Here is a 19,676-nt window from a genome sequence, read left to right as displayed (position 1 = left end):
CTGCCCAGAGCATGCCGACCGAAGGGGGTCCACCACGTGGAGCAGTCCGAGCCCGAAGCCGCATCAAGGACGACGGAGATCGATCCGGCGCCCGCCCGTCGAACAAGCCGCCGCCGGACGTCACAACCTGCGGTAACGGCGCGGAAGCGGCGACGCCGCATCGCGATCGGCGCAACGTGCGCGGTCGCGATCGTCGGTGCCTGGGGCTGCTATCTCGCGTACGAGGCAACCCAGATCAGATTGAATCTTGAACGAGCATCGGATCACGCGACGCAATCGAAAGATGCACTACTGGCGGGTAACTCGGAGACAGGCACACGATCTGCGGCCGATGCGGACCGCTACGCAGACCAGGCCTATGACGCCGCCCACTCGGTCAGCTGGCGTGTCGCCGGAGCGATTCCGTGGCTGGGCAGTCCGTTCGACACGACCCGGCAGATATCCGACGTGGTTCGGGGGCTCACTTCTGATGTCCTGACCCCGGCAGCGCAGGCAGGATCGGCGATGGCACCCAGCCAGTTGATCCTCGACGGAGCACGAATCAACCTGCAGGCCCTGCGTGACGCCGCGCCCAGCCTTGCCGACACTGCCACCGCAGCCGAGGCGCTGGCTGCCGACGCTGCAGGCGTCGGCAGCACGTTCATCGGACCCATCGAGGACGCTCGCGTACAACTCCAACAGCAGACATCGGATCTGTCCACCCTCCTCGGAAACGTCTCGACCGCAGCGGAGATCGCCCCAGCGATGCTCGGCGCCGATGGTCCCCGCACCTACTTCATAGGATTCCAGACCAACGCCGAGGCCCGTGGCACCGGTGGGCTGCTCGGTGGTTTCGGCGAACTGCGTACTGCAGACGGCACCGTGCGCGTTGATGAGCTCGCCAGCAACCGGGAACTCTCGTTGAACGGCAATCAACCGATCGATCTCGGTCCGGACTTCGAGCGCCAGTACGGGCAGAGTCGTGCCACAACAGATTTCCGGAACAGTAACGCCAGCTCACATTTCCCTTACGCCGCGCAGATCTGGCGATCCCTATGGGCACAGGAATCCGGTGAGCAGGTCGACGGAGTCATCGCAACCGATCCTGTCGCACTCAGCTACGTACTCGACGTGGTGGGACCGATCACGATGCCCGACGGCGAGAAGGTCACCGCCGAGAACGTCGTAGAGCTGACTGAATCCATCGCATACTCGCGATTCGGTGACGACAATGCCGCGCGCAAGGCGTATCTCCAGACTGTCGCTGCCAAGGTGGTCGAACGGATGACCGGGAAGATCTCCCGACCGCAGGCGCTGCTCGAAGCCTTGGGACGAGCGGCCAGCGAACGACGAATCGCAGTCTGGAGTTCACACCCCGAGGAACAGACCGTCCTCGCCGGTACCGCACTGGGGCACATCGTCCCTGAGGACGACGCCCCTTACGCCGGCGTGGTCGTCAACAACCTGGGTGGCAACAAGCTCGACTACTATCTCCGCCGTGAGATCACGTACACCGCTGAGTCGTGCACCGACGGCGTGCGGAAGAGCACCGTGAGAGTGCGCCTGACGAATACGCTTCCGAACGGTGACTACACGAAGTATGTAGCCGGAATGTTCGACAACCCAATGGGCGCACCCGCCGGAACCAACCTGACGAACCTGTCGCTGGTCGCAACCCGCGGCGCAAAGCTCGACAAGGTCACCGTCGACGGTAAGCCGGCCTTCGCCTTCACCGGAGCAGAACTGGGACACCCGGTATTCGACATCCAGTTCCCGATCGGACAGGGCAAGACCGCGGAGGTCGTCTACGAACTGACCGAACCAGCGACGGCAGGAACGGCATCGGTGCCCATCCAACCTCTCCTCGATCAACCCGATGCCGGGATAGACGTTCCGAGCTGCTGAGTTCCGACACACACCCTCAGCAATGGCCGAGCAAGGTCTCTTTGACGAAACCTCCTGTTTGGTAGAGGTACTCGTACGCCCAGCGTGGAATGCTGTACCTGTACTCCCGGGGTACCGGGCGCACGAATACCGCACCTGAAAAGCACTTTTCGAAGATGTACCGTGCACGCAGCAGGTGGTATCGCCAACTGATGACCATGACGCTGTCCCACCCGTTCTCTGATGCCAGTCTCGCTACCGCCGTCGCCTCCCCACGCGTCGTGGGCGGATCCGGAACGAAACAGGTGGTGTCGAATGAGGCGTGTTCTGTCGAACAAAGCTCTCGCATCCGCACATCAGTCCGTCGATACGGATTCGAGAGAACCACATGATCGGAATAGCCACGGAGCGCTAACTCCATGGCGTACTTCTCGCGACCATCGTGCGCACCTCCGAGCACCACAATGGCATCGACGTCGGTCAACCTATCGAAGCCTGCGTATGTGTAAGTCCTTGCCCCGAAAATTCCCGGCGCAAGGACGCTTACGTACACAACGAGGACCAGGAGGAGACGCCTAGTCCTCCGTCTCGCACGCAGGGACGGATGGAGGATCCGGTTCATCGCGCACTAGCGCAGCATCATTCGATGTCTTGTTGTCGAACCGCGGATGCAGTCCTTCTCACGTTCACTCACGGCGCCCACAGCTCGTACGGAAACGCACCCAAGACGCCAGCGGGATCCCACTCGAGTGGTTCCTCGCCTCCCATCGCCAGCGCCTCGTCCACGGTCGTCGCGGCCGTGTAGCCGCTGCGACCACTCCCGAGATAGTAGTCCTGGTACTTGAAGGGTGGTTCGTGGTCAGAGCCGATCAGCCGTGCCTCGATTCCGAACGAGTCGGCGAGGACAACTGCATGTAAGGAACTTCCGATGACGAACTCACTATTCGCGATCCGTGTGATCGTGTCCCACAGCGGCCGACAGGGATGCCAGAAGTCCGGGTGGCCTCGATACTTCTCGACGTCGTTCAGATTGGGAATGAGAGTTACGCCCGCGGACAGTCGCGGCGCCACCAAACTCTCACGCGGCCAGAGAACACCTACGAGGAGTCCAGGATCGCCGTAGACCTCCGGTACCGAAATGCCCCGACTACGGAGGAATTCGGCCGTTCGGGGCCCGCGCACCGACCTGACATCGAGATCAGAGAACTGGTACTCGAGGTCGAGACTCTTCCCGTTGACACCCGAACCCCAGACGACGTCTCCGTCGTTCGCGAGTCGAAGAATGGAACCGACACTGAGCAATCGGTGACGGATCGACGTTCCGGCAGGATCGATTCCCTGACGGGCAAGAAGTTCCTCGACGATCAGCGGACCGAGAAGATCACCAAAATTGTTGACAGGTGGCCTTCTTGGAATCACCCTTCCCAGCGGCCCACGAACACGCCGCTTCCGCGGGTTCCAGTTCACTACTTCAACCGGCATACGCACTCCAAAGCTTCATCGCAGAGCCCTCGCTCGATCTGGACATTCGTAGTTGTCGATAGCAGGATCCGGACAGTCCTCAGTGAATCTGCCCGTGGGCGAGTCCGATCGGGTACAGAGCATTCTTCAACTGCTCTGCCAGCAGGTTCGATGCCTCCGTCGTCAAATGGTGCCTGTCACGGTAGACCAAGACATTCCCGACGATCGGCACGCACAAACCTCCCGGGCACAACCAGGGAAGGGGATCAACAAACCGCCCACCCGACTTCGTCGTCCATTCGTCGACCTTCTGTGACCATCGAGCCGCAACCGCGTGCTCGGCGCTCGTGACGCATTCAGCAGTCGAAGACAGGTGACCTGAAAGACAGATCGGCGGCGCCACGTCGTGCATCGGCGTATCGCCGAGCACAACCGAAACAGACTCCGCCGGCAATTGGTTCAGTAGAGCACCGACCCCGCGGGCGAAGGCTTCGTCGGCGTCTGCGACACCGACAGGCTTCTGGCCTTGGAAGTTCGACACGATGACAAAATCCGGAGCCAGTTCGCCGATCATCGTCAGAGCGTTCTCCCGCCATGTCTCGCACTCCGTGTAGCGACGGTTCAACGAATCGCTCCAAACTGTCACCTCCGCGGCAGGGCAAGAAGACTTCGTCATCGTGACAAGCCGGTAACCGTGGGTGGATGCCACTACTTCGAGTGCCGGGAACCACTGCGCCGCATGGGAGTCCCCCAGGAGGACGATCGATCGTTCGGAACCTCGGTCGCCGAATACGCAGTCCGAGCGCGGCACGGTTGCCGAGAAGTCGCCGTGGCACCCATTTGCGTAGATCACGGGCACGCTACTCGACGAAGACACAAGGGAAGGTGAGAGATTCGCGGGGACCACCGCCGGTATTGCGACATCGGCGGGCAGGGTCCCCGCGATCCACTCCGTAGCAATGGTATCGGTCGACAACTTGGGAAGAGTCGACGCGGCGACACAGGCTACAACTGCAACCAGCACCGTTGCCGCGCCAAAGCCATACGTGCGTCCCAGCGAGGCGCCGATCCAACGTGCGTCTCGAAATGGGCGCTCGACGAACCGCTCTGTCAGAACTGCAGCAACGACTGCCAGCAGAACCAACCCAAGGGCCTGCAGCCAGGTCAACTGGCGGTCCGAGTACATGACCGGGACGATCAGGAGCGGCCAGTGCCACAGATACAGAGAGTAGGAAATTCGACCGACGAACTGCATCGCCACGTTCTCCATGATCAAACTTGGCCGCCCCGCAGGTCGCCCACATCCGCCCGCGATGTACATCGCCGCACCGACTACCGGAACCGCCGCCATCGCCCCGGGGAAGGTCGTGCCATGGTCGAAGAAGACGATCGCCGTAAGGGTGATTCCCAGCCCCAACCACTGGAGTGCAGCGGCACTGGTCTGCCCGAGTCCGCGCAATCGGCCGACGACCGCCGCCAAGCAGACGCCCACACCGAGTTCCCATGCACGTGTGGGAAGCGTGAAGAATGCGACCGGCTGGTTCACCGTGGTCAACACGACGCACAGCACAAATGATGCCGCCGTGACGGACAAGATCACGCCCATCAATCCGCGTCGATTACCGCGGAGGATGCGATACGCCGCCAAGACCAGCAGAGGGAATACGAAGTAGAACTGCTCCTCCAGCCCAAGGGACCAATAGTGTTGAAAGACCGACGGCGCCTCGTTGGCCAGGTAATCCGTGCCCGTCACGGCGAACCACAGATTCGAAACCGCAAGACTCGCAGCTGTTCCGTCCTTGGAAACGTCACCGAACCCCAGTGGCGGTATGAATATTCGCGCCAGCAGCAGCGTAACCAGCACGACGAAGATCGAAGCCGGCATGAGTCGACGTATGCGACGCGCGTAGAACCGCATCACCGAGACGCTGTTCGTTCGATCGAGCTCGCCGAGCAGATGCCCGCCGATCAGGAAGCCGGAAATCACAAAGAACACGTCTACACCGACGTATCCGCCGGTCAACCAGGGCACACCAGCGTGATAGAGGACGACTGCTCCGACAGCGACCGCCCGCAAGCCCTGGATGTCTGCGCGAAAGTCTCGCCCAGATTGGACCTTCGCCGGTAGTGCCGGCGCTTCGGTCACACTCACTGGCACGACTCCTTTCCACATTCCGAGACCGTTGTTGGATGGGTGCCGCCCCGATCAGCGGTGCCTCCCGAATCGGCTGCGAATTCGAGCGCGAGGACCACTCCGAACAACACCCACAGGCCGATCGGCAGACCACGATTCGTGAACGCGGGCACTGTCAGCGATGCGACCAACGCCGAAACCACGAGAGCTCCGATCGGAAGCTTCCACCGCGCACGACGTTCGGCCGTACCCCTCAGGACATACCGAAGCGCGACAAGCAGCGTCAGACCGAGCAGAACCGCCACTATGACACCCGACGCTACTGCGGTGCCGAACCATTGCGACTCGGGCGATCCCCAAACAAGCTGACTCGGCCGCCAGTGCCCCGTGTAGACGCTCGAGCCCCACCCGGTCCAGAAGCGATCCTCGATGGCTGGAATCGTCTGTTGCGTCCAGATTTTCCACCTGTAGGCGATCGTGTTCGGCACCCAGCCGGGCAGATACTCCGGGCGGTAGGCGGTTTGCTGCGTGAAGCGTTCGTCCAGGTAGCTGCCGAACTGCATGTAACCGAGTAACACTACGGCGCCAAGGCCGACGACTCGACTTATACGGATCCCCATCACGAACAGCGTCACCAAGACGATCACCGCGACCGTCGCGAGCACGGACAACGTCAACGACGCGAGAGCTCCGAAGGCAGATGCAAACAGTGCCGCCGCGAGAGGCAGCGTGAACCGTCGTTGTCCCCGCTCGGCGAGCAAGACCGCCGAGCAGCATGCGGCAAGTGCCGTGCAGAAGTAGAAGCCGAGTCCAGTCCAGTGTCCGACCAGCCCGGTTGCCCGGATCAGACGCCCGTCCACGATGCGTTCGGAAAGACCCGGGCCTGGAGCGATCTTCAGCACCATGAGGGAGAAGGCCGGCGATCCCAATTGGAGCACCGACAGAATTCCGGCGGGTATAGCCGGGACCGCGAACGAGGTCAAGAAGGCACGTGCACTCTGTCTGCTGTCGATGACGAGACGGGCAGCGATGTAGCCAACAAGGTAGAACAGCGGAGTCACGGCACCGACCAGGTCGAATCCGTATCCGAGGTCACCGGAATTCGTGTACTCCGCCAGCACGGAGGCAAGCGTGTATAGAAGTACCACGATATCGAGGCTGGTAATACGCAGCCGCGGCACAGCGGCGGAGGCGGCCTGCGTGCAGGCAACGAGGATCGCAACCGCGACCAACATGTGCCAGGGCCGAATACCCAGAACCGGAACGAGGGCCGGAACGCCCGGAACCGCGGCAGCCACCCCCAGCAACAGCCCGACCCACCTGACGGCCGGCCGCGTGTCGTCCACGCCCGGTCCGATCGTGGGTTCGGCTGGACGATCGCCCGAGCGGATGTCCAAGGTCTGGACCGTCATCGCGCCGGCCGCTTGTCACTCTGTGGGATGAGACCGGCTCGATCAAGCACCGCCGTCGCACGCGTACTCCAGGCATGATCGCGCACAACTGCTGCTCGACTCAGCTCGATATCGCCGCTCGAGCGCCTGGCTCCGCCGACCAGTTCTTTCAGTGTTGCCTCGAACTCGACCGTGTCGGAGAACATGTGGATGTCGGCCCCGGAACGCGCCAAGGACTCGGCGTCGGCGGATTCGGTGCAGACGATGCTCAGTCCGAGCGCCGCATACTCGTACAGCTTGAGGGGGCTGTGATACATCGACTGGCTGGACGACTTCTGGTGACCCGCGATCCCGACGTCCCACGCCGTCATCACTTCGAACGCGGCGGATTGTGGCATCCGGCCATGAAAGGAGACCAGCTCCGACAGCCCTTCATCCTTCACCAGCTGCTTCAGATTTCCGAGCTCAGCACCGTCTCCGATGATCTCGAGGCGGACCGGTTCGCTCGCCCCATTCGCCACGCGAGCGACGGACAGAATCAACTGGTCCAGGTTCTGCCATTTCACCACAGACCCTACGAATCCTATTACACGGCAGGCACTCTCCGAACGATGGTAGTCCAGCAACCTCTCGTCAACGCCATTCGGAACCACCAACACCTTGTCCCGATCGATCCGTGCAAACTCGACGAGTTCGTCACACAACCGCTCACTGACCGCAACGACGATGTCGGATCGACGCAATACTCGCCGCTCGAGATACCGCGCAATGCGCTCGGCCTTCAGGACCTTCCTGTCCTGCGCGGTTTCTCTGGACAGAATCCCGTTCGCTTCAACGACGCGCACGGCGGATCCCTTACGTGCGTGGAAGCTCGTCAGCGTCTGCAACACGGCCACTCGCTCGTAGATGAGTTGCGGCGCGGGTTGTCTCGCCGTTCGGACGAAAACGTTGACACCGCACCACACCGCCGCAGCACCCCGCACGACATCGGCGATCCAGATCTTGGATCCGTCCGCGCCTGCATAGTCGGACTGCCTGATCTGAGTGAATCGGCCCATCATCGGGAAGGACGACGCCGTCAGCAGCTCGGTTCGCCTTCCGATCTGGGACAGTCCCCGCACAAAGTTCAAAATGTGAGTCCGTGGACCAGGCGTGTTCGACTGATCACCCAGGGATATACGGAAACCCCCGACCAGATAGTGAATCGACGGCGAGGGTTCCAGGCTTCGGCCCTCCAGATCGCCGTGCGGAAGAGTCGCTGACCGACCGTCGTTACTCATCAGGCCCTCACTACTGAATCGAGCGCGCGAACGCGCGACTGTGCGATACGGGTGCTCAACTCGATCTCGTTCCGCTCGCGTGCCCTGGCGGCACCACGAATGACGATCTCCTGGGTGTCCCAGCCACGCACATCCCAACTGACGGCGTCAAACCCGGCGGCAGCGAAGTGTCTCGCAACCTTCTCGTCCTCGTGTTCCATCAAACCCAGAGGAACGGCCCCCTCGGTCAGCGCCATGATCAGTACATGTAGCCGATCGCTGACCACGACCTCACACTTGCGATACGTGTATCGCAACCTCTTCTCCTGGTCTGTGTGAGACTCGTCGATCCAATCGACGATCTCGCACTCGAGTGCGGCTGCCAATTCACGCGCTCTCGCCGAGTCCCGCTTCACCTGGACCACAACAGTCGGTATCAACCCAAGTTCCCGCGCCAGCTCGCGAATGCCCTCGGTCCATTCGGGACTCGTGGCTGGACTATCCGCCCGAAGAGAGACCGCAAGCAACCCGCGTCCCGACGACTCCTCGTCCGCCGATGGCTGTTCCAATGCCTCATCGAATGCCCAGTCCGGGCCGACGGTTCCCTTTCCGAACACATCTCTCGAAGCCGCGTCGCGCCAGACGTTGACCTTTGCCAGAAGCACAGTCACCCAGATCAGGTTCCGCCACAGTTGGCGATACTCGTGCATCCCGACACCGACACCGACACGGACACAGCGCTTCCCGTGGATGAGCGAGATCAGCATCATCGGGATGAGCAGTGCATGCATGACACTCTGCTTGCGATTGCACTTGATCTCTCCGGGATTGAATCCGAACATCCAGTCTTTTCGCAGGCTGTGAAGCGTGGCTACTGCAATGAAGCGAACGAAGCTGGTATAGATCTTGTCCTCCGGACGAGCACCGAGAGCTGCGATGAAGTCACGAGTCGCCTTGCCTACATAGATGTCACAGCTCGGGCCGGCAGCCTGAAGGCTGCGCAACATCCTCCGACGCAGAATGATGTCACCGACATTGTCGTCTTGACCCGCGCACCAGTAGTAGATCACCCGACCAGCCCCTTCAGTTCATCGTCGACAGCAGAACGGTCTCGAAACGACCAGACGTTCGCCATTTCACAACCTGCGCTTCACAAGACCGCCGATTTCTCTCATCGCAATGAGATCCGCCCGGTATCGTGGAATCAGGATCGCCATCACCGCCGCTGCCCCCGCCATAGCGGCCGCACCCACGCCCACCTCCGCTATTGGATTTGAGAGCGACCTGGCTGCCAGGTACGCCACCACGGCGGCCGCCGTGTACACCGCCAGCGTTCGCAGACCATTGGTGAACATCTCCCACACGGGGGCGTCCGAGATCCGGGAAGTCCAGTACAGACCCAGCGGCCAGGTAATTGCGATTCCCAACGCGTAGGCCGCCGCGACACCGGTGACACCGAACCAAGCACCACCGAACAACAGCGCGATCGAAATCGTACGGGCGACCACCGCATATCGAAGCATCGACCGCGTGAGCCCTTTCGAGGTGAACACCCAGTAGGTTGCGTAGCTGGCACCCTGGAAGGCCGCACCTATCGCGATCAATCGAAAGATGTCAACCGATGCCAGCCATTCGGTGCCGAGGAGTATTTCCACGAACGGCTCCGCGAGGGCCGACAGAAACAAGAACACCGCGACCACCAGCGACATCAGCGCGGTCTGTCCGCGCAAGATGAAGTTGCGGTAGCGCGGGCGATCGTCCTGCAGCCGCGAGAGGATCGGTAGCGCTACTGTCGACGCCGGAACGTTCAGTTGGTTCAGCGGCCCGTTGACTATCTGCCCGGCACGGTTGTAGTAGCCGAGGCTCGTTGCGCCGAACTGGTGTCCCACGATGACCGAGTCGATGTTCTTACTTGTGTACTGCAGCAGTTGAGTGCCCATCAGATTCCACCCGAAGGACAGCAGCCCGCGCATCTCTTCACGTCGCTGCGGACAGCCCGGCGCCCACCTCCCGAGCACTGCAGTGAGTGCGAGCGTCAGAACCGCCTGAGCCACCTGCTGTCCGACGATGGCCCAATAGCCGGCCCCACCGAGGGCCATTCCGATTCCGACCCCGAGCCCACATGCCTGGGCGACGATATCGGCAACCGCGAGCTTCCCGAACTTCAACTGCCGGGTCATGTTCGCACGGAACTGAGTTGTGAGCCCGTTCAGAAGGAACGTGACCGCAAGTACGCGCGCGACAGCTTCGAGCCGAGGCTCCCCGTACAGTCCGGCGATCAAGGGCGCGCAGAGAACGACACCCACCGACAGCGCAGCTCCGATTGCGGAGTTGATCCAGAACAGATTGCTCCGCTGCCCTGGCGTGAGCGACTTCGCCTGTACTGCAGCTGAAGACAAGCCGAAGTCACGCAGTACCTCGCCGACTCCGACGACCGCTGTCACCATGGCTACCAGTCCGAAAGCCTCCGGGGAGAGAAGCCTGGCGAGAACGATGATTCCGCCGAACTGGATTCCGAACTTGACCGCTTGACCGGCAAGCGTCACCGCCGCGCCGCGCGCTGCGACGGCGCCCAGAGACGGCTCCCGTTCCGTGATCGAATCGGCTGTCATACCCGTGCGCGACTCTTACTGCCGCCCGCGGTCAGCAGTTCTCGATACAGCGCATAGTGTCGCTCACCCACGGTGCCCCAGTCCCGATCGGACAGGTTCGGCTCTCCCGATCTCGTCAGACGATCTGTGTCCACCTCGTGCAGAATTCTGCGAAGTGTCTCCGAATCCAGTGCGGGAGAATCGTAGAGATACACCCAGCCGGGACCCACTTCGTCTTTCAGGGCACGATTCACCGGAGTCGAGGGCACCAGGACAGGGCGCGCCATGGACAGGGCGAGAATCGTGGAGCCTGAGTTGTGCATTTCCCGGTACGGCAACACCACGAGCATGGCCTGGGCGATCTCCTCCCCCAGATCTGTGTCGGGTAGGAATTCGAGTCGGCACGAGATGTTGTTGTCGGATTCGGTAGCCTGGTGGATCTGGGCAGCGAGCCCCGCATCCTGAGGCTTTCCGACCACCCGAAGGCTCAGGTCGTCGGATTCCAACTCAGCGAAAGCTTGCAAGAGATCGTCGACGCCCTTGTACGGGCGAATCAGCCCGAAATACAGCAGTCGTGTCGGATCCTGAGGGACCGAACATTGATACTCGGGACGATCTTTGTAGTGTCCATGTGGGATCGTTGTCGACGACCTGCCCTCGGGCAGTTGTGTCGTCGTGTTCAACCGGACGAACCCGTTCGTGACCGAGTCACACAAACTGAGAAGTGCCCCCTCGGCCGCGCCGCCGTCTTCATGCGGGTCGAGATTGTGGACGGTACGGACGATCGGACGACCCGTGATCCGCAGGCGCGCCACGAGCATCAGGAACATCAGCTTCTTCAGCGCGCCGGCACCGCGACGCCGACCTCGAAGCAGATTCTCGGGCCAGTGAATGTGGAAAACATCGTATCGACCGAACAGAGCTTCGGTCCAGGAGAATGTCTCAACCTTCAGTTCCTCTGGCGCGCTGTCGATCATGTGGTCGACATACCGGGTGGTTCCGTCCGGTTTGCCCAACGCGTGGAGCACCGTGATCCTCGGCCGAAGGTCAGTCTCGGTCATTTCTGTCGCTCTCCATCAGTTCGTTCCGCGCAGCGGGTCTCTGCCCCCAGCGTCATATCAGGCGGACACACTCATGGCGCCGAACTCCGCAGCACGCACCAAGGTTCCACGTGACGGCTGCTCCAGATCCAATTCGAACGCAAGCCCTCGAGATGTCATCGCCGCGGCGATCTGCCGTTGGTGATTGTCGACATGTTCTGCGTTGTCCTGTGAGCGCACAACGATGGCCGGCGTAATGCCCATGTCGAGCAGTTCGAGGATGCTACCGACACCCGCGTGCGTGATAGTCACGTCGGCTTCCTGCGCGAGCTTACGGAACTCCGTGGGCTTCACCTCACGGTGAACTGAACCGGGAAGGTCATCGCGCTCGCTGCAGCCCAGCTGCCAGGTAACCTCGTCCCCCGGCTGCAGCACGGCGAGAATTGCGTCGATCGCCCTGTCGAATCGGTACGGACGGATGGTCCCGAGGGTGACGAAGAATCGTTTCGGCTCGCGGCTCGTCTCTCGATTCTCGGCGGCCCAGCTGTCGAGAATCGAACCCTTCCACTGCCACTTCGTCGATGCCCATCCTTCGTGCTGGGTGAACGTGCGAATACGCGGGAAACGCTGCAGCATCCTCCCACTGAGCGACGGTCCGTCGACACGAGAAATGCTCTCCACGTATACCGTCTCGATGCCGCGGGCTGCTGCCACAGGAAGGACGGAGACCGCCAGCGCCGCACCGGTACTGATGCAGAGATCATACTTCTCGTTCCGGAGATGGCCGGCGGCCCAGCGCGCGGCCTTCGCCGCGTTCTTCACATCGCGTGGTGCGATGTAGTCCACGAAGTGCGCGCGCTTCCCGTCGAGCGCACCCAACGTCTGTGGATTCGCGAAGGTAACCCAATCGGAATCGTCAGCTGCGTCAGCAGCATCCGCAATTCGCATCAGCTGCGAGAAGTGCCCTCCCGACGACGCGACCCAAAGCACGCGCGCCTGAGGCGGTACGAGCTGAGCCAGTGGATGCTTCTCTGTCACAGGTAATCTCCTTAGTGAGGCGCGCAGTGTTCGGCGGCGGAAGAGCCGTCACCGCTCATGGCGTACGTATCGATCCAGTCGATGCTCGGTTCATTCCGAAGGGGGCTCACTCCAGGAGAAGACCGATCGCAACGAACCGCTCAGCGACGCCCCATGCCTCGGTAGTTCCAACCCGCGTCTCGCCATGCGGTTGGGTGCAGGCAGTTGCGCCCGTCGATGATGCTGCGCTGCCGAACCAACTTGCTCAGTCTGGCGGGCCGAAGATCCCGGAACTGCTGCCATTCCGTCAACACCAGGATCACGTCCGCACCCTCGACGGCCTCATTGACGTCAGCCGCATAGTTCAGGGTGGGGAAGATTCGCCGCGAGTTCTCCATCGCCTTGGGGTCGTACACCGTGACGGTTGCACCCTGGAGCTGGATCTGGCCGGCTACGTTGAGCGCCGGAGAGTCCCGTACGTCGTCGGACTCCGGCTTGAAGGCCGCGCCGAGAACCGCAACCCGTGTACCGAGAAGGTTGCCGCCACATGCCTCTCGCGCCATCTCGACCATACGCGTGCGCCGACGCATATTGACCGCATCCACCTCCCGAAGGAAGGTCAGCGCGTGATCCGCGCCGAGCTCACCGGCGCGGGCCATGAAGGCGCGGATGTCCTTGGGCAGACACCCACCGCCGAACCCGAGGCCTGCGTTCAGGAACCGCCGCCCGATCCGCGCATCGTGACCAATTGCGTCCGCGAGGACCGTGACGTCGGCATCGACAGCCTCACAGACCTCGGCCATCGCGTTGATGAACGAAATCTTCGTCGCGAGGAAGGCGTTCGCCGAGGTCTTCACCAGCTCGGCGGTTGCCAAGTCGGTCACAAGGAATGGAATCTTCTCGTCGAGGAGACGCGCATAGACTTCCCGCGCAACCTCTTCCGCGCGGCCAGGCTTCTCCCGATCGAGTCCGAGAACGAGACGGTCGGGATGGAGGGTGTCCTGCACCGCGAATCCCTCACGGAGGAACTCCGGATTCCACGCAACCTCGACCGCGTCCTTGGCCGGAGCCAACGCGCGGGCACGCGCACCGAGGCGCGCGGCCGTACCCACGGGAACCGTCGACTTGCCGAAGATCACCGCAGGACGCTTCAGAAGCGGTGCCAGCGTGTCGATCACCGCGTCGACGTACGACAGGTCTGCCGCGAACTCGCCCTTTTTCTGCGGGGTTCCGACACCGACGAAGTGCACATCCGCAAACTCCGCGGCTTCCTCGTACGACGATGTGAACCGCAACCGACCAGCCTCGATGTTGCGCTTGAGAACTTCTTCGAGCCCGGGCTCGTAGAAGGGGACCTCGCCGGCCTCGAGCTTCGCCAGCTTCGATTCGTCGACGTCCACACCGAGAACCTGGTGCCCAAGCTCTGCCATGCATGCGGCGTGTGTCGCGCCCAGGTAGCCGGTACCGAATACCGCCATCGGAGTGCTCATGATCTGCCTCAATCTTCGAGTTTCGTGATCGACAAATACCGGCGTCGGACGATCGCCGGTATTTGCCGGTGGATTCGGGGATCGCGGAAGCCGCGACGGTTGGTCAGTACGCTCCGCTGCCGGCCGTGACGGCGCGGACGGTCTTGCCGACGATCAGGATGTCCTGCATCATCGACCAGTTCTCGACGTATGAAAGATCAAGTCGCACAGTCTCGTCCCAGGACAGGTCACTGCGGCCACTGACCTGCCACAGACCGGTCAGGCCCGGCTTGACGAGCATGCGGCGGCGAACGGTGCCGTCGTAGGCCTCGACCTCGCGCCGCAGCGGCGGGCGGGGGCCGACGACACTCATCTCGCGGCGCAGCACGTTCACGAACTGCGGGAGTTCGTCGAGGCTGTACTTGCGCAGGAACTTTCCGACCGGCGTGATGCGGGGATCGTCCTTCATCTTGAACAGGACACCGGCGCCCTCGTTCTGGCCGAGCAGCGCTGTCACCTGCTTGTCGGCGCCGTCGACCATGGTGCGGAACTTCAACATCGGGAACGGTCGACCGTTGAGCCCGATGCGCTCCGACTTGTAGAGGACCGGTCCCTTGCTGGTGGCCTTGACCGCGATCGCCGCGACGAGCATCACCGGAGAGATCAGGATCAGCGCCGCCATCGCGAAGCACGCGTCGAATGCGGTCTTCCCGAAGCGCTTCGCGCCGTGGTACCGCGGCTTCTCGACGTGGATCAGCGGGAAGCCGGCGACCGGACGCATCACCAGCCGCGGTCCGGCGACGTCGACGACGCCCGGTGCCACAACCAAGTCGACGTTCAGGGGCTCCAGATCCCATACAAGACTGCGGATTCCGTCGTGACCAAGCTGTTCGGTCGCGGTCACGACCACAGTGTCGGCACCACAGGCACGCAGTGCATCGACCACCGAGTACTCGTTACCGAGCACCGGGATCTCGCGACCGTCGACCACGACGTGCTCGTCCTCGCGGTAGCCGTAGCCGGGCATGCAGACACCGACCACGCGATAGCCGGACGAAGACTCACGCTCGAAGTTTCGCGTCATCGTCAGCACGGATTGCTGGCTCCCGACAACGAGCACGGAAGTGTGGCAGTCGCCCTGGGCACGCTTGTAGGTGACGACCTTCCGCATGACCCATCGCCCGACCAGCAGTCCGGCGAGTCCGGCAGGGAAGGCGATCGCCAGGTATCCGCGGGCGATGTCGACACGGAACAACAGGCTGAGCATGCCGATCAGCCCGAAGAGTTGGAACGTCGCGGCGACGATTCGGCGATACTCCTCGGCGCCGGCGCCGATGACACGAGTCGACCGCGTGCGGTGGATCGCGAGCATCGCGATCCACAGACCAGCCAGCGCAACGGACATCATCGTGTAGCTGAGACCGGAAGTTGTTCCGGCTGCTACCGACTCGGTAGCCGTTCCGAATCGAACAACCTGCGCTGCCGCGACGGCCAATCCCACGATGGCCGCGTCGACCATCCGTAGTCGACTGACGTAGCAGTGCTGCCACAGGCTGCGCGAATTATGTTGCGGAGAAGCTTCATCCACTAGTCGAAGCGGAGCGGGACCTTCATCCAACCCCACCTCGGCTCCCGTTTCCAGGTAACGCGAAGCCGTCACGCCTTCACCTCCATCGACCATTCACATGACATGACCCCCGACGGGTCGATCTGTTGTCGAGCCCGAACTCCGCGCTCGACACGGTCGAGGCGCACAGTCCGCATCACCTGTCCCAGTCCCCCCGGCCCGGCGCACGAAGGCGACGACACCGGCTCGGGATCATCCCCCGACCCGCCGACTGGAGAGCCTGCGCGAGTCGTGAATTCACCCCTGGAACAGATGCGCATCGGGTGCGAAATGCCGCTGCACCCTCAGCTGTACGGAATCGTTCTAGCACGGCCCGATGCTCGCCAAAAGTCGAAGAGACCGACTGGAAGAGTTGGGCATTCGTCCGGTTCACGGACTCAAGGATTTGGACGAACGTCCACAATGCCGGCACACCAGGGAACAAAGTCCCTACCCGAAATTAACGGGGAGACTGACCTTTTAGCAACTACTGGTACAGCGGTACTACTCTCTGGTAACCGAATCGACCTGCGAAGACCATCCGCACCCAGTGCCTCATTGCAGCCTTCTCGGCCGCCCGCGGCAAGCCCTCCCTCCGCACAGGGGCGGCATGACCAGCCCCGCACGGACACGGAAGATCCTCTTGATTGATTCACCACCGCGGCCGAGATGGCGCCCAGCGGCGCAAACCAAACGGTATGTCAATGTGTCGGAAATCACATCTTGACGATGGCGGGCAGAATGCCGAATCTGCCCACACGACGGACGCCTAGCCGCCACATGCCTGAATGTTCAACTATCCCAACGGCGCTCAGAAAGAGGACGACGAGGGCGTGGGTCAGCGCGTACGGCCGCCCGGATGCGTGGCGAAGTTCAGGTAGGCCTTCGACGGGGTCGGTCCGCGCTGACCCTGATACTTCGATCCGACCACCGAACTGCCGTACGGGTTCTCCGCAGCACTGGTGAGGCGCAGCAGGCACAGTTGGCCGATCTTCATGCCCGGCCACAGCGTGATCGGCAGGTTGGCGACGTTCGAGAGTTCGAGCGTGATGTGGCCGCTGAACCCCGGATCGATGAACCCTGCGGTGGAGTGGGTGAGCAGGCCGAGGCGTCCGAGACTCGACTTGCCCTCGAGCCGGCCGGCCAGATCGTCGGGAAGGGTGCACACCTCGAGGGTGGATCCGAGGACGAACTCCCCCGGGTGCAGTACGAACGGCTCCCCCGCCGTCGGCTCGACCAGCGACGTCAACTCGTCCTGACGGAGCGCAGGGTCGATATGGGTGTACTTGGTGTTGTCGAAGACGCGGAACAGTCCGTCGAGTCGGACGTCGACACTGGAGGGCTGCACCATCTCGGGGTCGAACGGGTCGATGCCCAGTCGTCCGGAGGAAATCTCGGCACGGATGTCACGATCTGAGAGCAGCACAGCAAGAGGCTACCGGGGCGACCATTGTGACGGGCGCGGACCTCGGCGATCGCCGGCCGACACCAGGACACTCAGTGGCATCGAACACGCACGCGGAGGCTTCTGCTACAGTTGCCGCTTGCAGGGCCGGATCCTCGGATCACGGTAAAACCCCTGCATGCCGATGTAGTTCAATGGTAGAACATCAGCTTCCCAAGCTGAATACGCGGGTTCGATTCCCGTCATCGGCTCCAGAGCTCCATCCAGACTTACTTCCGACGAGACGATGACTATCCAGACGTCTCGGTCCATCTCCTCCGCAAACGCACCAAGTACGCGGTGGCCCACCCCGAACCTGGCAGCGACACGCAGCAAGGTCAGCTGGTCAGAGCCTCACCGATTCCCACCACTCCAGGGGACTCTCCCGATGCGGACGACCCGGCGCCGCAGAGTCGGGCTGGTAGGAGCGCTCACCCAGCGCCACTTTCGCTCACTCGCGCGCGCTATCGCCAGCATCTTGAGAGCGAGGCAGGAACTCCCGCACACCATCGCATAGAGGTGCGCGGGATTACGGTTGCTGGTCGAGCAATTCGCCGAGCGCGGGGTCCTTCTATGCATGGTCAGGGTATCGGTGGCTGATGGTAACGTCGCGCCGTGTGAGCGAATCGCCCGTGTTTGATGTTGCTGAAGCGATGCGAGTAGCGCGGGGGGTGGAGCGATTCGAATGGTCGTGGTCGGCCAGCGATATCGAGCAGTTGCAAAGCCTGCTCGCCCCGATCGAGTTGCGTGGTTCGAAGGTGCACTCGGCGACGACCACCGAACTCGATGTCGTGATAATTGATATCGCGGGTATCAGCAACAACTCGGTCGACGATGCGGAGCGCGACGCGTTGCGGACGGGGTTCGCTGCCCTTCGTATGGATCTGATCGAGGCTTGGAGCGAGCCTGATTCGGATATCTACGGGGAAACCGGAAGTCTCGTCTGGGTGTTGCCGCAGGTGGTTGTCGAACTGCACTGTCTGACGGATGGCGCGTACTACCGCCTGCTCAGCCCTGAAGCGCACAGGTCGGTTGAAACATGGCGGGAACGGGATGAGCAGCGCACTGATTTTGCGCCGTTCCTCGCCGTGCTACCGCGAATCGCGAACGCGCACTTGGGGTCGTGGTCCCGCTCCGATCTGGATCCGTTGTTCGAGGCGGTCGGGTGGCCGATCGACATCAGTGAGGGACGCCTGTTCCGAGAAGATCTGGTAGCCGAACTGAACGGGGACGCGGTGCGGGCCTCGTTGCATGCCAGTCGGACTGAGGACTACATGGATGCCGACCGGTGGGGTTTCGGAGAGTACTGGCGACTGACTCTGCGCCAGTCGCTGTCGTGGCGAGTCGTGCCGGAGGCCTACGCTGCCGCACTCCGGTCGTGCGTCGAGTTGCTCGGTCCACCGCCTGTCGTCGGAGGCCCTAACGCGCAGGCGATCTGGCGCGGAGCGAACGTCACCTACACGCTGTCGAACTCCGGTGGTGGGCTGTCCTTCACCGCAACGCCGACCGAGTCCGTCGAAGGGTTGGAGTACTGGGAGTGGAAGTGGGGTGACGACTGGAACCCGCCGGAGAGTTGGCGGGTGACGACTGGTGCCGACGGAGTTCGCTTCGGGACCCGGGATTGGTGGGTCCCGGAACGGCGCGCGGTGACGTGGTCGATGCTCGACGACTACATCGCTGAATTGTTCCCGTCGCTGGCGCGTGACCTGGCGCTGCTCGCTCCGTATGCGACCGGGGTTTTGTGGGGATTTCGGGTGGCCGAGGAGCCCGGAATCTTCATTCGAGGTTGGTTCTCCGACGAAGGTGCGGGTCTGGAAATTCATCTGCCGGGAGCTGAGCCGTTCGAGCGGTCGTACCCACCCGCATTCCAATCAGGCCGCCGGATCGCCGCGGAGACCACAGCGGCATTGCGGAAGTTCGGCGTAGAGTCCCCCACCGACCTGGAAATGATGGCGATGGCCCCACGGGGTACCCAGAAGCTGGACACGATCCGGCTGGGATTTACAGGATGAACCGAGCGCAGGTCCATCATCTGTCCGATCCGCATGTCGGCACGCCGCAGCGCCTCGGTTTCCTGGGCGCAGGCGGTGATCTGTGCTGGCAGGTCCGCTACGTACCTCGCCGCCCTCCACGCGGCACAGCGTCGGGACGACCTCGCCCAGCGGCCGGCGCAGGCGTCCCGGTAACCGTCCTGCATTCAGTCCGGGAAAGGTGGCCTACACCGGACTCGAGCGCACCCGGACTTACAAAGTCTGGAACTCTTCCAGACTTCCGTGATCTGGAGACCTCCTTAAGCGTGATTACCGACCGGTAGACCTATCCAATCCGCATGCAGCCCACCACGCTCCGCCATTGGTGAACATCCCTCCATCCATCTCTCCAACCATTCCATCCATCCCTC

14 protein-coding genes and 1 tRNA gene are annotated in these 19,676 nt (G+C 62.4%); 3 read left to right on the top strand and 12 right to left on the bottom strand.

The window, feature by feature from the left end; genetic code table 11:
* Window positions 1–78 precede the first annotated feature (78 nt).
* Window positions 79–1,884, top strand: a complete 1,806-nt coding sequence (locus DEU38_RS12175; protein ID WP_114721750.1) for a DUF4012 domain-containing protein — start codon at window positions 79–81, stop codon at window positions 1,882–1,884.
* A gap of 16 nt (window positions 1,885–1,900) precedes the next feature.
* On the opposite strand, the gene DEU38_RS12170 is transcribed toward DEU38_RS12175, so the two are convergent.
* The 12 genes from DEU38_RS12170 to dcd form a co-directional block, all read right to left on the bottom strand.
* Window positions 1,901–2,347: a YdcF family protein gene (locus tag DEU38_RS12170; protein ID WP_258557848.1), complete on the bottom strand. Its 447-nt coding sequence runs from the start codon at window positions 2,345–2,347 to the stop codon at window positions 1,901–1,903.
* Window positions 2,348–2,553: 206 nt separating this feature from the next.
* On the bottom strand, window positions 2,554–3,345 hold the full coding sequence (locus DEU38_RS12165; RefSeq protein ID WP_114721476.1) for a polysaccharide pyruvyl transferase family protein: 792 nt from the start codon (window positions 3,343–3,345) through the stop codon (window positions 2,554–2,556).
* 79 nt (window positions 3,346–3,424) lie between these two features.
* Entirely contained in the window at window positions 3,425–5,476 is a 2,052-nt protein-coding gene (locus DEU38_RS12160) for an acyltransferase family protein (protein WP_181818757.1), read from the bottom strand.
* Complete coding sequence (locus tag DEU38_RS12155; RefSeq protein WP_147283506.1) at window positions 5,473–6,855, bottom strand: O-antigen ligase family protein; 1,383 nt, start codon at window positions 6,853–6,855, stop codon at window positions 5,473–5,475. The genes DEU38_RS12160 and DEU38_RS12155 overlap by 4 nt, the downstream gene beginning before the upstream one ends.
* 11 nt (window positions 6,856–6,866) lie before the next feature.
* Window positions 6,867–8,129, bottom strand: a complete 1,263-nt coding sequence (locus tag DEU38_RS12150) for a glycosyltransferase (RefSeq protein WP_114721470.1) — start codon at window positions 8,127–8,129, stop codon at window positions 6,867–6,869.
* On the bottom strand, window positions 8,129–9,178 hold the full coding sequence (locus tag DEU38_RS12145) for a polysaccharide pyruvyl transferase family protein (protein ID WP_114721468.1): 1,050 nt from the start codon (window positions 9,176–9,178) through the stop codon (window positions 8,129–8,131). The genes DEU38_RS12150 and DEU38_RS12145 overlap by 1 nt, the downstream gene beginning before the upstream one ends.
* A 66-nt stretch (window positions 9,179–9,244) precedes the next feature.
* Window positions 9,245–10,720 (bottom strand): lipopolysaccharide biosynthesis protein, encoded by a 1,476-nt coding sequence (locus DEU38_RS12140; RefSeq protein ID WP_114721466.1) that lies wholly within the window; start codon window positions 10,718–10,720, stop codon window positions 9,245–9,247.
* The gene (locus tag DEU38_RS12135; RefSeq protein ID WP_114721464.1) at window positions 10,717–11,760 is read right to left on the bottom strand and encodes a glycosyltransferase; all 1,044 of its coding nucleotides are present in this window, start codon (window positions 11,758–11,760) and stop codon (window positions 10,717–10,719) included. Before DEU38_RS12135 ends, DEU38_RS12140 begins: the two co-directional genes overlap by 4 nt.
* Before the next feature lie 57 nt (window positions 11,761–11,817).
* Window positions 11,818–12,777 carry a glycosyltransferase gene (locus DEU38_RS12130; RefSeq protein WP_147283505.1) on the bottom strand — a complete coding sequence of 320 codons (960 nt, stop codon included), beginning with the start codon at window positions 12,775–12,777 and terminating at the stop codon, window positions 11,818–11,820.
* A gap of 140 nt (window positions 12,778–12,917) precedes the next feature.
* Window positions 12,918–14,246: a UDP-glucose/GDP-mannose dehydrogenase family protein gene (locus tag DEU38_RS12125; RefSeq protein ID WP_114721460.1), complete on the bottom strand. Its 1,329-nt coding sequence runs from the start codon at window positions 14,244–14,246 to the stop codon at window positions 12,918–12,920.
* A gap of 103 nt (window positions 14,247–14,349) precedes the next feature.
* A complete protein-coding gene (locus DEU38_RS12120; protein ID WP_114721458.1) occupies window positions 14,350–15,906 on the bottom strand; it encodes a sugar transferase in 1,557 nt (518 codons plus the stop codon).
* 763 nt (window positions 15,907–16,669) lie between these two features.
* Window positions 16,670–17,257 carry a dCTP deaminase gene (dcd, locus tag DEU38_RS12115; RefSeq protein ID WP_114721457.1) on the bottom strand — a complete coding sequence of 196 codons (588 nt, stop codon included), beginning with the start codon at window positions 17,255–17,257 and terminating at the stop codon, window positions 16,670–16,672.
* A gap of 159 nt (window positions 17,258–17,416) precedes the next feature.
* On the opposite strand from dcd, the gene DEU38_RS12110 reads away from it, so the two are divergent.
* Window positions 17,417–17,490 (top strand) — tRNA-Gly (locus DEU38_RS12110).
* Between the two features lie 402 nt (window positions 17,491–17,892).
* On the top strand, window positions 17,893–19,287 hold the full coding sequence (locus DEU38_RS12105; protein ID WP_147283504.1) for a DUF6301 family protein: 1,395 nt from the start codon (window positions 17,893–17,895) through the stop codon (window positions 19,285–19,287).
* The last annotated feature ends 389 nt before the right edge of the window (window positions 19,288–19,676 follow it).

The organism is Rhodococcus sp. AG1013 (assembly GCF_003350365.1).
GTDB lineage: Bacteria > Actinomycetota > Actinomycetes > Mycobacteriales > Mycobacteriaceae > Prescottella.
Note: the sequence above shows the minus strand (reverse complement) of the source record. Positions and strands in the feature narration are given on the sequence as shown.

Bases quoted from the DNA above. Each gene is read 5' to 3' on its own strand.
- DEU38_RS12165 (WP_114721476.1), bottom strand. From the start codon at position 3,345: ATGCCGGTTGAAGTAGTGAACTGGAACCCGCGGAAGCGGCGTGTTCGT.
- DEU38_RS12150 (WP_114721470.1), bottom strand. From the start codon at position 8,129: ATGAGTAACGACGGTCGGTCAGCGACTCTTCCGCACGGCGATCTGGAG.
- DEU38_RS12140 (WP_114721466.1), bottom strand. From the start codon at position 10,720: ATGACAGCCGATTCGATCACGGAACGGGAGCCGTCTCTGGGCGCCGTC.
- DEU38_RS12135 (WP_114721464.1), bottom strand. From the start codon at position 11,760: ATGACCGAGACTGACCTTCGGCCGAGGATCACGGTGCTCCACGCGTTG.
- DEU38_RS12125 (WP_114721460.1), bottom strand. From the start codon at position 14,246: ATGAGCACTCCGATGGCGGTATTCGGTACCGGCTACCTGGGCGCGACA.
- DEU38_RS12120 (WP_114721458.1), bottom strand. From the start codon at position 15,906: ATGGTCGATGGAGGTGAAGGCGTGACGGCTTCGCGTTACCTGGAAACG.